Genomic DNA, 13,456 nt, shown 5'->3' on the forward strand with positions numbered 1-13,456 from the left:
TCAATCACATTAATCATAATTTATGAAACCCAATGTCTCAATAATCACGAGCCATTGGGTTTTTTTTGTTTCTCTTTTCTGTTCCTTTTTATGGTTAGTCGATGTATAACATAGTGGTTTGTTAGGAAAATAAATAAGATGGCGCACTCTAACTCCAACTCTAATAACAAGCATTTAAATACTATCGCGGCTATTTCTGATATTCATAGTAATGTCTTCGCGCTTGTAGCTGTGTTGACTGATATTAAACAGCGTAATATTGATCAAATTGTTAATCTGGGCGATATTTTATACGGACCGATTGCCCCTAAAGATACCTATGCGCTCTTAATGGCACAGCAGAACGATATCATTACTATTCGAGGTAATCAGGATAGACAGATTTATGAAGCGACAACGGCGGAGATTGGCAACAACGCAACCATGGCTTTTATCATAGAGGACTTGCCAAAAGCAGCGGTTAATTGGCTACAGAATTTGCCATTTGATTGTCATCTGAGTGAAGATGTTTATCTGTGCCATGGGTCACCAACCGATGACATGGTATATTTGTTAGAAAATATCGAGACGGGTCAGCCGACCTTACGTGATAATCTAGCCATTTTGGCACTGCTTAACGGTATCGATAGCACCGTTATCATATGTGGTCATACTCATATCCCACGTACGGTCACGCTATCGACAGGGCAGATGGTCGTCAATACAGGTAGCGTTGGTTACCCAGCCTATGAAGATGATTTGCCTATTTTGCATAAGATGCAAACCTATTCGCCCCATGCCAGTTACGCGATTATTAAATGTGTTGATACTGAACAGGCCAAATACTGGCAAACTGAGCATATCAAGGTGCCTTATGATTATGAAGCTGCGGCTAAATTGGCTTCAATGAATGGTCGTGAAGACTGGGCGTTTGCACTGAGAACAGGGCGAGTATTGCCTTGATGAGCAATTAAATAAGTATCAGGATTTTGCCTATTTTTAGCATGATTTACTAAGTTGCAAGCTATTATATGCATCAATATCTCTATGACCACACCAAACCTCTTTCAATGCGGGTAGCGCTTGAATATCTATTTGCCTAAAAAAACCGTCTACATTAAGCTGTCGATAATTTGGTCCTCGCTCCATTAGTTGATTAGAAAATAAAGAAAAGCTTGCAACTGGCGTCTCAGAATAGCTATAGATATGAATACTAATAACATTAGCTCCCTCTTTGCCGCCTAGACCTTCACGCCAAAAACCATGGCTTTGACTGTTTATCTCATCGACTATGGCCTGCATTTTTTCAGGCTGATGCTTTGCGTCGTAAGATAGTAGAATAGGGTTTGAATAAGGGTTCTCAATTTCAACTTTGCTGATGTCATGATAAGTAGCTCTTGATGTTAAGCTTGATTCTTTATTTGTACAGGAAGTTAAACACAACACTATTGGCAAAAATATAGTCGCTATAAACGTCAGCTTAATAGCTATCAGAATGCCCATATTGATCCTTTTTATATGATTTATCTAACATCACACATTTTACTCAGAAGTTATTAACGTACAAGGTAATTCTTTATGCCAACACTATTTATGGTGCAGCTTGGTGGTCGCCCCAAAGGTCGTTTGATTGAGCAGCACGATATTTTATTCGGTGTAGCCAATCAGGTAAGCGAGCTAATAGACGATATCAATAATCATTGGCCGGAAGTCAACAATAAATGGCATATTGATTCATACAGAGCGATTACCAAAGTGGGAAACCATACTGTTAAATTGATTGAGTCAGATAACCAAGCCGCGAATGATAACAGTTTAAAACTGTTCTTTATTAATTTAGGCGGCTATCAGCGGGGGAGTTTTGAAGAGTTTCATCATAAGCTACTTATCGTTGCTGATAATCAAAAAGATGCTATTAAACAAGCAAAGCAAAGTGAGTTTTATCAACAACTTACTTTTAAAGATAAAGACACACCTTTTAATGCCGCATCGCACATTGATGATAAATTTCAGGTAGATATCGATGATATATACGACGTGAACGACCTTGTCTCAAACATACAGATTTTAATTGAGCCTAGGATTCATAATAGTCACGAACTTACAAATGCTGATGAAGATAAAGAGTATGTTGGTTATCTAAGTATCAAGAATTTAAGGAAGTTATTTTAGGCTTGTTCTCAATTGAGGAGACTAGAGTTTAATGGACTAAAAGCGGTTATATCTCAATCATGCTTTGCAAGTTTTTAGATAATATATTTACATTTTCTGCGAAACCTCCTTTGACTGACAAGAATTCATTTCATTTTTAGTCTCATTATTTAATTAAGGACACACCCTAATATGGCTTTAAATATGTACTATAAAAATGGCATGATTCGCAAATCGCGTTGCCAACTCTCTGATGAGCTATTACCGACCCTTTATCAGATTCATGATAATGCTAAGTTTCCAAAACTCACTTGGTTGATTGATAATGTGTATGAAAATCCTCAGATTCAACCTGATGTCGCACAAGCATTAGCTGATGAAATGGTAGCGTTTGAGAGGTTAATACTTTCGCTGCATCTGCCTTTTCCTAGGCTGCCATTGCAAAAGTTGCAGAATTTCTTTACGGGGGCTGCCATTCGTCAACAGATTATTTATACAAGTAGCGTTTGAGCTGACAAATAATTTATTCATAAAAATAACATAGGACTGGCAGGTTTGAAAAATTTGATAAGAGGATTTCTTAAGTGGGTTATCGCAGGTATTGGTCTTGGGATAGGACTTTTTATTGTCCTAGTGGCTATAACACTTTGGGATAAAAAGGATAAAAAAGACACATCGGACGACACTACAGCGGTACTGAATAACGATACTGACAATGCTCGAAAAGAGAATGATGAGTCGTTAAACCTCCAGTTTACGGTCGAAGATCAAGACGTACCAGCAGGGTATAAGTTGACTGAGGATGGAAGCCTCATGTTGGATGCGCCTATTATGGGAATGGAGTGGGAGAGTATAGTGGACGAGAATGTCACTACTGAACCACGAATCTACGAACCTTTTATGATCTATCAGTGCATCACAGAAGAGGGTGAGCATTTACGTTTGGATGTGATTAATAGCAATATTGGTTATATGCTGAAGTATTATTTCGCTACCCAAGGCAATCGTTTAAGATTAGAGGCGCAGCAAGCTACTGAGGATACCTATTATACGACTCTTTCTAATGGTACTAATCTCGTTATGCGGGATCCGAATAATTACTATGAGCTGACACAGTTTGAAGATAGCGATACTTCTTTTTATATTATTAATGCCATCACTGGTCAGGAGATGAATCATTTTTTATGTGAGGATAACTCAATTGAAAAGGATCAGTATGCTTTGATTGCTCAAATGGAGCCAGAGCATTTTAAATTTAAGCCTATGACTAATGAGCTTAGAAATATTTTGACTGAGCGTTTTGAAAATAGATAATAGTCTGCATAGTTGCCAACCAAACACTATAACCACCTTGAATCACGCCCAAATTACCCTCATAATCTAACCACTTCCAAACAATAAATAGCCTAAGTAAATATGCCGAATACTTCTAAGAGCACCTCAGATATGCCGACTGGAAACAATACCAATGGATTTAAATCCGATGAATTAAGTAAATTAACAAACCCAAGTGAAGATGATTTAAATATTACGGCAAACAGTAATGAAGCGTCTTCACAACCTGATATGGTTGTTGATTTACCAGTACTCGCTAAAGACAGTTATTATTTAAGTCGTCTTGAGCGTGAGCTGGCAAGGGCTGCCGTGGCTAAAAATAAAAAAGTTTCTGACGATAAAGCGGATGATGGGCTAACTAAAAAACGTGCGCAGTATGAAAAAATCAAGACCCGCTCACAGCAAGCGGTGCAGGCACGTATGGATAGTATTCCAGACAAACTGGCAGAAAAACTGAATCTTGATTTGCCCGTGAGTCAACGTGCAGAAGATTTAGTACAGGCGATTATTGATCACCAAGTCATTATTGTTGCAGGGGAGACGGGTTCTGGTAAGACGACGCAATTGCCTAAGCTGGCAATGCTGGCAGGTCGCGGTATCACTGGGCAGATAGGGCATACCCAGCCTCGACGATTGGCCGCGCGCAGTGTGGCAAACCGTATCGCTGAAGAATTGGGCGAGCAGCTCGGTAATACTGTCAGCTTCAAGATTCGCTTTAATGAGCAGGGTACGGCGCAATCTGTTGTTAAGCTGATGACCGATGGTATCTTACTGGCTGAATTAGGTCACGATAGATTCTTGAGTAAATACGATACCATCATTATTGATGAGGCGCATGAACGTAGCTTAAACATTGATTTCATTATGGGTTATCTGAAAAAGCTACTGCCCAAACGTCCTGATTTAAAAGTGATTATTACCTCAGCAACACTTGATACCAAACGCTTTAGTGAATACTTTAGCCGCTATGATAATAAGCTCAAGCGCAACGTACCTGCACCTATTTTCAATGTCGAAGGTCGTAGTTTTCCTGTTGAAGTTCGTTACCGTCCCCTCACTGATGAGCCAGTGAACAGCTCCGATGATGACAGCTACGATGACTTTGAAGAAAATCTGCCACGTGCGGTTGTGGCCGCCGTCGAAGAATGCTTTGGCGATGCACAAAATAAAGGTCATGCTGACCAAGCAGACATTTTGATATTTGCCGCCACAGAAGCTGAGATTCGTGAGCTCCAAGAGGTGCTTGAGCGTCATGGGCCAAAGCATACGGAAGTGCTGCCATTATTTGCACGGCAGACTTATGAAGAGCAGCAGCGTATCTTTCAGCCGTCAGGTCGTGGCAGGCGTATCGTTATCGCGACCAACGTTGCCGAGACTGCATTGACCGTACCGGGTATCCGCTATGTGATTGATTTAGGGTTTGCGCGGATTTCTCGTTATTCGTATCGCTCACGCGTACAGCGTTTACCGATTGAGGCGATCTCGCAAGCGGCTGCCAATCAGCGTAAAGGTCGTTGTGGTCGTGTCGCACCAGGGGTTTGTATTCGTCTGTATAGTGAAGAGGACTTTACTGGTCGTCCGGAATTTACCGAGCCTGAGATTTTACGAACTAACTTAGCCTCGGTTATTTTACAGATGGCCAATCTTCGTTTAGGTAGCGTTGATGATTTTGCCTTTATTGAGCCACCTGATAGCCGCTTAGTTACTGATGGTCATAAATTGCTCGATGAATTGGGTGCCATTACCTCGAAAAGCGAAGCAACTGCTGCTCATCAAACCAATAAGCCAAAACCCAAAAACAGCCTCGACCATTTAAGCCTGACGCCCACTGGGCAAAAAATGGCGCGTATGCCAATCGATCCAAGACTGGCACGTATGTTAGTCGCAGGTAGTGATTTTGATTGTATCCGTGAAATGCTTATCGTTGTCGCCGCGCTTGCCGTACAGGATCCACGCGAGCGTCCTGCCAATAAACGTCAGCAAGCCGATCAAAAGCATGCGGAATTTCGTCAAGATGATTCTGACTTTTTATTCTATTTGAGTCTGTGGAAAGCATTGTTTGAAAAAGATGAAGATGGCAATAAGCTGTCTGGCAATCAGCGTAAGAATTTTACCAAGAAAAACTATCTGAGCTTCCCGCGTGTACGTGAGTGGAATCAAACCCATCGTCAGTTAGTACAAATGGTCACAGACCTTAAGCTGACGGATGTTAAAGAGGCAAAAGCTTCCGATAAAGGAACCGATAAAAATACTTCGTTAGAAAACATGACTAGCGATCCTACCGCGATCGAAGATGAAGAACTTAAAGCGGTTAAATATGCCAATTTACACCGCGCATTATTGACAGGTCTATTGTCTACGATTGCGCATAAAACCGAAAATCGCGGTGAATACTTAGCCGCGCGCCAGCAAAAAGCCAAAATATTCCCAGCCAGTACAGTATTTAAACAAGTACCGCCTTGGGTCATGGCTTTTGAAGTGGTCGAAACCTCGCAAGTCTTTATGCGCACTGTTGCCAAAATTGAACCAGAATGGATTATCTCAGCCGCTGGTAATTTATTAAAGTACCATTACTTTGAGCCGCATTGGTCGAAGAAGACTGGACGAGTGAAAGCTTACGCGCAGATTAGCTTATTTGGGCTGATTATTATTAGTAAACAGCTGACCAATTATGAGCAAGTGAACTTAGTTGAGTCACGAGAAATCTTCATTCGTGATGGTCTGGTGACTGGTAATTTGGGGCGTCAAGCGCCATTTTTACAGCATAATATGGATAAAATTGCCGACATTGAACGCATTGAAGATAAGTTACGTCGCCGTGATTTGTTGGTTGACGAAGAAGCACTGTATCAGTTTTATGATAAAAAAATACCTGAGCATATTGCCAGTCGCAAAGCCTTTGAAGATTGGCGTGCCGAGGTCGAAAAAACTGATGCTAACTATCTATTTTTTACCGATGATGACGTGCTCAATAGCCAAGCACCGACCACAGGCGATTTCCCAGAAGTGTGGAAATTGGGTGATTTAAAACTACCGCTACGTTATGTCTTTGATCCGTCCAGCGATGATGATGGCGTGACCATTCGTGTGCCACTTGCCGCCCTACCGCAGCTTGATGCGATCGAACTATTATGGGGCGTACCCGGTTGGCGTTATGAGCTAGTATTGCAATTGCTTAAGTCACTACCAAAGGATATTCGCCGTCAAATTGTACCGATTCCTGATACAGCCGATAGCTTGTTTGATGAACTGCAACCCGCTGGTGGACAAGGATTGCTTAAACAGCTTTGCCAAGCGCTCAACCGTCGCGGCGTTATGTCAGTGACGCCTGATAGCTTTAATCCCTCTAGCATTGATCGCTATTTACAGCCCCAAATCTGTGTGGTCGATGACAAAAACCGTATTATCGAAAAGGGTCGCGACCTGCAAACCCTACAGATTCGTCATGCTTCTGAAACCCGCCAAGCGGTGAATGAGCAGCAAGGTACGCATACGAAATTCCCTGAGCATTTTGCCTTTAGCAAAAATCATCATAGTGCAGGAGTGGTGATGAAGCAGTTTGCTGCGCTCGTAGCAGATGCGACAGGTGAAGCGGTATCTATCCATCAATATACCGATGTCAATGCCGCGTTACAGGCACACCGTATCGGGGTTTTGACCTTGATAAAAGGTAAGCTTGGTGCGAAGAAAAAACAGCTGACCAGCCAAATTGATAAGATATTTAAATTGGCATTCGCGCCACTTGGTGATATGGAGAAGCTAAAAACCATCGTCATCGATGCGGCATTGGACGCGTCGCTTGAAGAGCATTATGTATTATTTGATCATAGTGCTGATTTACCTGAAAGTGCTGATGATGCTGCCGTAGCGCTTGCTGAAGAATTGCCCTTTACACCAGAAGAGTGCGAGAAAACCTTGGAAGTGGTGTCGGGTAACTTTCTATTGACCGGTCAAAACGTCATAAAAATCCTTAAAAATGTTTATACTCGCTGGCAACGTATTCGCCAAAGCTTACTCATGCTCGATCGAGAGGTATTTGGTGAGTCTATCGAAGATATCGAAGACCAGCTAGAAGATTTGCACTTGGCTGATTTTGTTTATCGTATGGATTATAGCCATTGGCAGCAGTATCCGCGCTATCTAGAGGCGCTTGAAATTCGTATCGAACGGCTTGAGCACAATCTCGAATCTGATCTCGAAGGTGTATACGCGCTTGATGTACATATGGAGCGGTTGGCAAATCGTGCCAATGATAAAGCCATTAGTGAATACCGCTGGATGGTCGAGGAGTATCGTATTCAGCTATTCGCGCAACCGATGAAAACCCGCATGGCAGTGTCACCAAAGCGCCTAAGCAAGATGTGGGATAAAATTAGTTAGGATAGCCTTAGATTTTTAAAACTTGCTAATTGACAGCATATGACAATTGTCTTGTATAGCTCTTTGATTTAGTCGATAATATTTGATTAAATGAAAGAGCTATTATTTTTTATACCAACGTTTTTTGGATGTTACCTAATATATTGATGTAAGTTTTTGAGCAGGATAAAAAATAATGATTAAAGGTAGATTGATAATACTAGCATTTGCATCAACTATATTTATGAGTACGGGCTGTGATGAGACACAAGCCAGTAATAATAAAAATGTGAAGGGATTTGCGCCAACAAGCGTAGAAAAAGAAGTGCAGTTACGCGGTAAGTTTAAAAGAAGCTTTGAAGTTCACGAGTTCGTTTCTGATAACATCATTTACTATGTGTCAGACCCAAAGCAATTATTAATTAAAGATTCGAAAAGTCTCAAGCAAAAAGGTTATTACAAATATTTCGAAATTTGTGTCATTGGTAACATTAGCCCTATCGGTCAATATGGGCCTCTAGGCAAATATCAAAATCAAATAACTATTCGTGAGATTTGCGCGTAGCTTTGATAGCGTAGGTTATCGTATGGATATCCTATTGATTTTAAGTAACTAACTTTCACTCACTATCGATAAAAAGGCTGGATTGGCAATTGCTAACCCAGCCTTTTGTTTAAGTGCCATTGTTTTTTTGCGACGGATAAATCTTTTATGAAACAAAAAAGCAAAGGTAGCGTCATGAGAACTTTGCTCTAAAATTTAGCATCTGAGTAAAATTAGTGGCTGATCTTTTCTGTCAGCACACCCATACTATAAAGCAAGAATGCTATAACGGTCAGTGCTACAATAAATGGCGTGAGTATCCAAATCACCACATTGATCAATAATGAGGGCAATAATCCATTAAATAATACCGTGTTTGGTGTAAAAAAGTCCGTCATAACATCGACTGCACGCTTAGCTACGGGGAATAACAAAGTGCTTAGTGCCAGCATATAAATATACTTGCTAAAACCAGGGTCGCTCATGACCACCATAAAATAAAACACCAAAAAATAAGTGACACCCAATGCCCAGCATTTGAGAGTATAGCTTAGACGAATCATGTTAGTGCCTCCCGAAATATTCTGACGATCACACGTAGAAAAATTATTATAATAGTTGCTAAATTATGAATATACATTATATGTTATAATATGAATATATAGACCAAGTCAACTGTTTTTTTTCTTGGGTAAGATATTTCGTCGTTTGTTTGGCTGGAAAGAGGGAGGGTGTAGGAATCTGTTAAACAGATAATTAAATTTTGTACGCAGTTGCTTATGAAGCTGTCAAGACGCAGAGGGATTGCCTTAGCCAGAAACCATTATAGTAGGGGCATTATGGTAGAAGCCTCATTCTAGATATTTAACTCACTGCTTGGGCTTACTCCAAATAGCCGCTTATATTCACGGCTAAATTGGCTGGGACTCTCATAGCCTACTTGCATGGCGATTTGCGATACTTGTGCTTCGCCGAGTTGAATCAGCTGCCGCGCTTTCATCAATCGTAGGCTTTTTTGATATTGAAGCGGGCTTAGTTGAGTGATTTCTTTAAAATGTTGATGAAATCCCGACACGCTCATACCGCAGCGACTGGCCAAATCTTCTATGATGACGGGCTCTTCTAAATGCGCTTTTAGCCAATCGGTAGCTTGGGCAATACGGTGGGTGTGACTGCCATTAACCACCAGTTGCCGAAGTTTATGACCTTGCTGTGCTGAGAGTAGCCGATAATAAATTTCTTGCTGAATTAAAGATGATAAAAAATCTATATCATTTGGATAATTAAGCAAGTCTATCAGCCGCTCGAATGCAGTTAATATGGTGTCTTCTAATGGCCATTTTATACCTAGATGCTCATAATCGGCATTTTTCCGAGGTGGTATTTGCGCCATGACTTCACGAATGAGCGCCAAATTTAATTTCATAGACAATACGATGACAGGCTTCTCTACAGTGGCGTGTTTGATATGCATGCTTATAGGAATATTTACAGGGCAGAACATCAGACTGCTGTCATCAAATTTCTGGCAATCTGTACCTAAGTAAATTTCACGCGTGCCTTGTAAGACGATACATATACTAGGTTCTTGGATATAGCTGACAGTCTTTCTTGGTCTGTCGGCACAATAAAAAAACAAGCCTGAAATGTCTGATTCGATGGTTTGGTTTTTGGGTAATATACTAAGTAGCTGCTCAACCGTTTTTGTTTTCATGATTTCTACTTACTTTATAATTTGCCTAATGATATAAATATTTATAGGAATAGGCAAGGATGCTGGAGTAATGCTCTATCAGATTAGCGTGTTCACTTCTATAATGATGGCATCAAAACGCAGTAAGATTGATTTGCAGCGTATTGCCCAATACCAATAACATGCCAATCCATAAGGAATATATGATGAAAATTTTCTATAAAACGTGCGCAACAGCAACCGGTGGTCGTTCTGGTCATACAGGTCTTGACGATGGTTCGCTAGCTTTTGATCTGGTCTCTTTTCAAGAAACAGACAAGGAAGGTGTCAATCCAGAGCAGCTTTTTGCAATGGGTTACGCAGCTTGTTTTGATAGTGCTTTAAATCTGACCGCCCAGCAAATGAAACTGCCAATCACTGCCTCAAAAACCTCGACCCAAGTGGGTATTGGTATGAAAGCCGATGGTAGCTATAACCTAGATATAGATTTGTATGTTGAAGTGTCGGGCATTGATGAGGCTCAAGCGCAAATACTGGTCGAAACAGCTCACCAAGTTTGCCCATACTCTAATGCTACTCGCGGTAATGTCGATGCACGTTTGCATGTGACCGTGGTTTAACGGTCAGCAGTAGTTAATACCTAACAACTGATTCAACAGCTGTTTCTAATAACTATAAACAAATATAAAAACGACATGACTTTCAACTGCTTGAGTACATAAAGTATTCAGGCAGTTTTTTATTGAGTGATTCAACGTTGATCATTAAGATCAAATTATCAAGCATAAAAAGTTAAGCACAAAAAAGAGCCAGTAGTTTGACTACTGGCTCTTTCGTTTTCAATAGATGTGAATAAAAACATGGGTTTTATTCAAATAACCATCACGTATTATTTACGCTTGTTTCTAAGATTATTATAGTTGGCAGTTCACTTGGTATTGTTGACCATTGTCTGATTTGATGGTCATGATGCCGTAATCCGCTTTGGTGTGCCAATCGTAAGTGGTTTTAGGGTTAACGTTATTGACATAACGAGCGCCAGAACCTGATACCGCTTGCTCCATAGTGATTTTTGCATTGGTCAAGCCAACTTTAGGCAAGGTCACGTTTAGGTTAGCAGTTTGACCATTGGCAGTGTAGGCAGCAGTGAGTTGACCGTTGTCTTCACAAGTGAATGATTGGACTACTGGCTGAGTATTGGTCTCTGGGATCGTAGTAGTTGGTGCATTAGTGGCGCAGGCAGACAATAATAGAGCAAAAGGTGCTACGGCTAATAATTTTTTCATAATATGCCTCAAAAATATCGGTAAAAGTAGGTTGTTACTTCAAGCAATATGATACCGTAGAGAATGTAACTTCATGTTGTGTTTGAGGGCTATGGTAGTAATCTTATCTGTCTTTTTTATCACTAAGCCTCTATTAGCCTATTAGTTTTAAATAACGAATGAGGATATTTCACGTAGGGGCTTTTTCTCTATTTAAAATAAATACCAATACTGCACCCAAGATAACCGAGCTTGCTATAACGAATGGCATGGTCAATTGTTCAGATAAAAACACCACGCCTAACATCGCAGCCAGTATAGGTACACACAATTGTACAACTGCTGCTTGGGTGTTTTTTAACAAAGGCATGGCCATATACCAGATGCTGTAGCCCATACCAGATGCGATCGCTCCTGATGCACAGGCCAAAAGTACTCCCTTGATAGTAACGTCACCTAAATGGATGTTTTCCAAGCCTATATTGTCTAGATAAGTCATGCTTATCACTAACAGTATGGGCGCTGCTATCAGACTCCGAATGAAATTAAAACCTGTGGCTCGCAGCGGTGACACGCATGATTTGCCGCGTATGCTATATATGCCCCAAGCAGCACCACTGATTGCCATGAGCACCGCTGCTAGTAACGAAGGCACCGCTGCTGACGGTAGCATCAAATAGACAAACCCTGCTACCGCTACGATGAATGCCAGCCATTGTAAGCCGCTCAATTGCTCTTTCTTGTAGATGCCCCAACCAATCATCGTCAGCTGAACCGCTGAAAATAGAATCAGCGCTCCTGTACCAGTATCCAACTCTACATAAGCAATAGAAAAGCATAGTGCATAAATCACTAAGCTCACGCTACTTAACCAGCTGCCTTTGTCACTTAAAATAGCAGCGTGAGCAATGCTGTCAGGCTCTCGCACATGCTGTCGTAACCGATAAGCATGAATGGCCATGATAATACCTAGGCAGACAGCAGCGCTCAGCAGGCGCAAGATGGTAAAGCTCCAAGCATCTATATGACCCTCTGCTAACGCCATACGGCAAAAGAGAGAGTTTGCAGCAAAGGCAATTAATGCAATAACGGTGTACAAGGTGGCTTTCAAAAATAATTCCTACAATAAAGAAGTTGGTTTTTGAATAAAATAGGCAAATTCGACTTTTAGGGATGTTGTTATTACCGCTTTTTTACCAGCAAAAATACTGGCTGAAGTGCGAAAACTGAGTTGCTAGCTGCTAATTGCCAATTGGGAGGTGTCTCACAACAGACCATATTTTATTGCACTCGCAGGCGAAAGTGTTTTTTAAATTGGACTGATGATAGTTGAATTGACAATAAAGACTGACTACAAGGGTGGTGGCAGGTCAAGCGCATACTCAGAACGATTGCTTAAATGAATCGTCATAAATCAAATAAAAACAATAGATAGGAAAAAGTAATATGGATTGGGCAAGTATCTTTATTCATGACACCACTTGGGCATTTGCGCTTGAGATATTGGTGCGTGTCAGCGTCATGTTTGTGCTAATTATCTCGTTTTTGCGTTTGACGGGCAAACGCGGCGTCCGTCAGCTGTCAATCTTTGAGTTGACCATTATTTTATCATTGGGTTCTATCGCAGGTGACCCTATGTTTAACGAGGATTTGCCGATTATTCAGGCGGTGCTGGTCATGAGCGCCGTTATCCTGCTTTATCGATTGTGCACGTGGATCATGATGGAATCCCAACCTTTTGAAGATCTGTTAGAAGGGAAATCGCTCTATATTGTAGAAGACGGGATGCTAGTACTCGATAAGATTAAAAAGGGTAAAATGTCTCATGATGAGTTTTTTACTGAAATGCGCCAACAAGGGGTTGAGCATTTAGGTCAAGTGCGTACAGGCTTGCTAGAGACAGACGGTAATTTTAGTATATTGTTATATCCGCCTGAAAACACTGGCTATGGTATGCCGCTTTTCCCTAAGCAGTATCAACCTGTCGAAGAGATAGAGTCAGAAACATATTACGCATGTATGCATTGCGGCTATGTCGATCATATATCTGACCCCAATCAGCTCTGTGAACGCTGTGAGAATGGATGTCGAGACTGGGCGAAGGCCTTGAATAGTGAGATCGTTAGATAA

13 protein-coding genes are annotated in these 13,456 nt (G+C 41.1%); 8 read left to right on the forward strand and 5 right to left on the reverse strand.

Features of this window, described 5'->3' with window-relative positions; genetic code table 11:
* The first annotated feature begins 138 nt into the window (after positions 1-138).
* Positions 139-942, forward strand: coding sequence for a metallophosphoesterase family protein (locus JMV76_RS00270; RefSeq protein WP_201501207.1), 804 nt, complete (start codon positions 139-141; stop codon positions 940-942).
* Positions 943-978: 36 nt separating this feature from the next.
* Here JMV76_RS00270 and JMV76_RS00275 read toward each other — a convergent pair whose 3' ends face one another.
* Positions 979-1,482, reverse strand: a complete 504-nt coding sequence (locus JMV76_RS00275; RefSeq protein ID WP_201501208.1) for a hypothetical protein — start codon at positions 1,480-1,482, stop codon at positions 979-981.
* Between the two features lie 75 nt (positions 1,483-1,557).
* On the opposite strand from JMV76_RS00275, the gene JMV76_RS00280 reads away from it, so the two are divergent.
* The 5 genes from JMV76_RS00280 to JMV76_RS00300 all read left to right on the forward strand — a co-directional run bounded on the left by JMV76_RS00280 (position 1,558) and on the right by JMV76_RS00300 (position 8,389).
* A complete protein-coding gene (locus tag JMV76_RS00280; RefSeq protein ID WP_201501209.1) occupies positions 1,558-2,151 on the forward strand; it encodes a DUF1543 domain-containing protein in 594 nt (197 codons plus the stop codon).
* A gap of 171 nt (positions 2,152-2,322) precedes the next feature.
* The gene (locus JMV76_RS00285) at positions 2,323-2,640 is read left to right on the forward strand and encodes a hypothetical protein (RefSeq protein ID WP_060491072.1); all 318 of its coding nucleotides are present in this window, start codon (positions 2,323-2,325) and stop codon (positions 2,638-2,640) included.
* A 45-nt stretch (positions 2,641-2,685) separates the two neighbouring features.
* On the forward strand, positions 2,686-3,444 hold the full coding sequence (locus JMV76_RS00290) for a hypothetical protein (RefSeq protein WP_201501210.1): 759 nt from the start codon (positions 2,686-2,688) through the stop codon (positions 3,442-3,444).
* A 252-nt stretch (positions 3,445-3,696) separates the two neighbouring features.
* Positions 3,697-7,845, forward strand: coding sequence for an ATP-dependent RNA helicase HrpA (gene hrpA / locus JMV76_RS00295; protein WP_201501611.1), 4,149 nt, complete (start codon positions 3,697-3,699; stop codon positions 7,843-7,845).
* A gap of 175 nt (positions 7,846-8,020) precedes the next feature.
* Complete coding sequence (locus tag JMV76_RS00300) at positions 8,021-8,389, forward strand: hypothetical protein (protein ID WP_201501211.1); 369 nt, start codon at positions 8,021-8,023, stop codon at positions 8,387-8,389.
* A gap of 212 nt (positions 8,390-8,601) precedes the next feature.
* On the opposite strand, the gene JMV76_RS00305 is transcribed toward JMV76_RS00300, so the two are convergent.
* Both JMV76_RS00305 and JMV76_RS00310 read right to left on the reverse strand, forming a co-directional pair.
* Entirely contained in the window at positions 8,602-8,931 is a 330-nt protein-coding gene (locus JMV76_RS00305; protein ID WP_087814267.1) for a hypothetical protein, read from the reverse strand.
* 293 nt (positions 8,932-9,224) lie between these two features.
* Complete coding sequence (locus tag JMV76_RS00310; RefSeq protein WP_201501212.1) at positions 9,225-10,082, reverse strand: AraC family transcriptional regulator; 858 nt, start codon at positions 10,080-10,082, stop codon at positions 9,225-9,227.
* A gap of 185 nt (positions 10,083-10,267) precedes the next feature.
* Between JMV76_RS00310 and JMV76_RS00315 the strand changes: the two genes are divergently transcribed.
* Complete coding sequence (locus JMV76_RS00315; RefSeq protein ID WP_201501213.1) at positions 10,268-10,681, forward strand: organic hydroperoxide resistance protein; 414 nt, start codon at positions 10,268-10,270, stop codon at positions 10,679-10,681.
* Between the two features lie 294 nt (positions 10,682-10,975).
* On the opposite strand, the gene JMV76_RS00320 is transcribed toward JMV76_RS00315, so the two are convergent.
* Positions 10,976-11,347 (reverse strand): MliC family protein, encoded by a 372-nt coding sequence (locus tag JMV76_RS00320; RefSeq protein WP_201501214.1) that lies wholly within the window; start codon positions 11,345-11,347, stop codon positions 10,976-10,978.
* 169 nt (positions 11,348-11,516) lie between these two features.
* Positions 11,517-12,437, reverse strand: a complete 921-nt coding sequence (locus JMV76_RS00325; RefSeq protein WP_201501215.1) for a DMT family transporter — start codon at positions 12,435-12,437, stop codon at positions 11,517-11,519.
* A gap of 335 nt (positions 12,438-12,772) precedes the next feature.
* On the opposite strand from JMV76_RS00325, the gene JMV76_RS00330 reads away from it, so the two are divergent.
* Complete coding sequence (locus JMV76_RS00330; protein WP_201501216.1) at positions 12,773-13,456, forward strand: DUF421 domain-containing protein; 684 nt, start codon at positions 12,773-12,775, stop codon at positions 13,454-13,456.

It is taken from the genome of Psychrobacter cibarius, assembly GCF_904845955.1.
Taxonomy (GTDB): domain Bacteria; phylum Pseudomonadota; class Gammaproteobacteria; order Pseudomonadales; family Moraxellaceae; genus Psychrobacter; species Psychrobacter cibarius_B.

Excerpts from the sequence above, each read along its gene's own strand:
- JMV76_RS00280 (WP_201501209.1), top strand. The coding sequence starts at position 1,558 with ATGCCAACACTATTTATGGTGCAGCTTGGTGGTCGCCCCAAAGGTCGT.
- JMV76_RS00330 (WP_201501216.1), top strand. The coding sequence starts at position 12,773 with ATGGATTGGGCAAGTATCTTTATTCATGACACCACTTGGGCATTTGCG.
- JMV76_RS00300 (WP_201501211.1), top strand. The coding sequence starts at position 8,021 with ATGATTAAAGGTAGATTGATAATACTAGCATTTGCATCAACTATATTT.
- hrpA (WP_201501611.1), top strand. The coding sequence starts at position 3,697 with ATGGTTGTTGATTTACCAGTACTCGCTAAAGACAGTTATTATTTAAGT.
- JMV76_RS00320 (WP_201501214.1), bottom strand. The coding sequence starts at position 11,347 with ATGAAAAAATTATTAGCCGTAGCACCTTTTGCTCTATTATTGTCTGCC.
- JMV76_RS00275 (WP_201501208.1), bottom strand. The coding sequence starts at position 1,482 with ATGGGCATTCTGATAGCTATTAAGCTGACGTTTATAGCGACTATATTT.
- JMV76_RS00305 (WP_087814267.1), bottom strand. The coding sequence starts at position 8,931 with ATGATTCGTCTAAGCTATACTCTCAAATGCTGGGCATTGGGTGTCACT.
- JMV76_RS00285 (WP_060491072.1), top strand. The coding sequence starts at position 2,323 with ATGGCTTTAAATATGTACTATAAAAATGGCATGATTCGCAAATCGCGT.
- JMV76_RS00315 (WP_201501213.1), top strand. The coding sequence starts at position 10,268 with ATGAAAATTTTCTATAAAACGTGCGCAACAGCAACCGGTGGTCGTTCT.
- JMV76_RS00310 (WP_201501212.1), bottom strand. The coding sequence starts at position 10,082 with ATGAAAACAAAAACGGTTGAGCAGCTACTTAGTATATTACCCAAAAAC.
- JMV76_RS00270 (WP_201501207.1), top strand. The coding sequence starts at position 139 with ATGGCGCACTCTAACTCCAACTCTAATAACAAGCATTTAAATACTATC.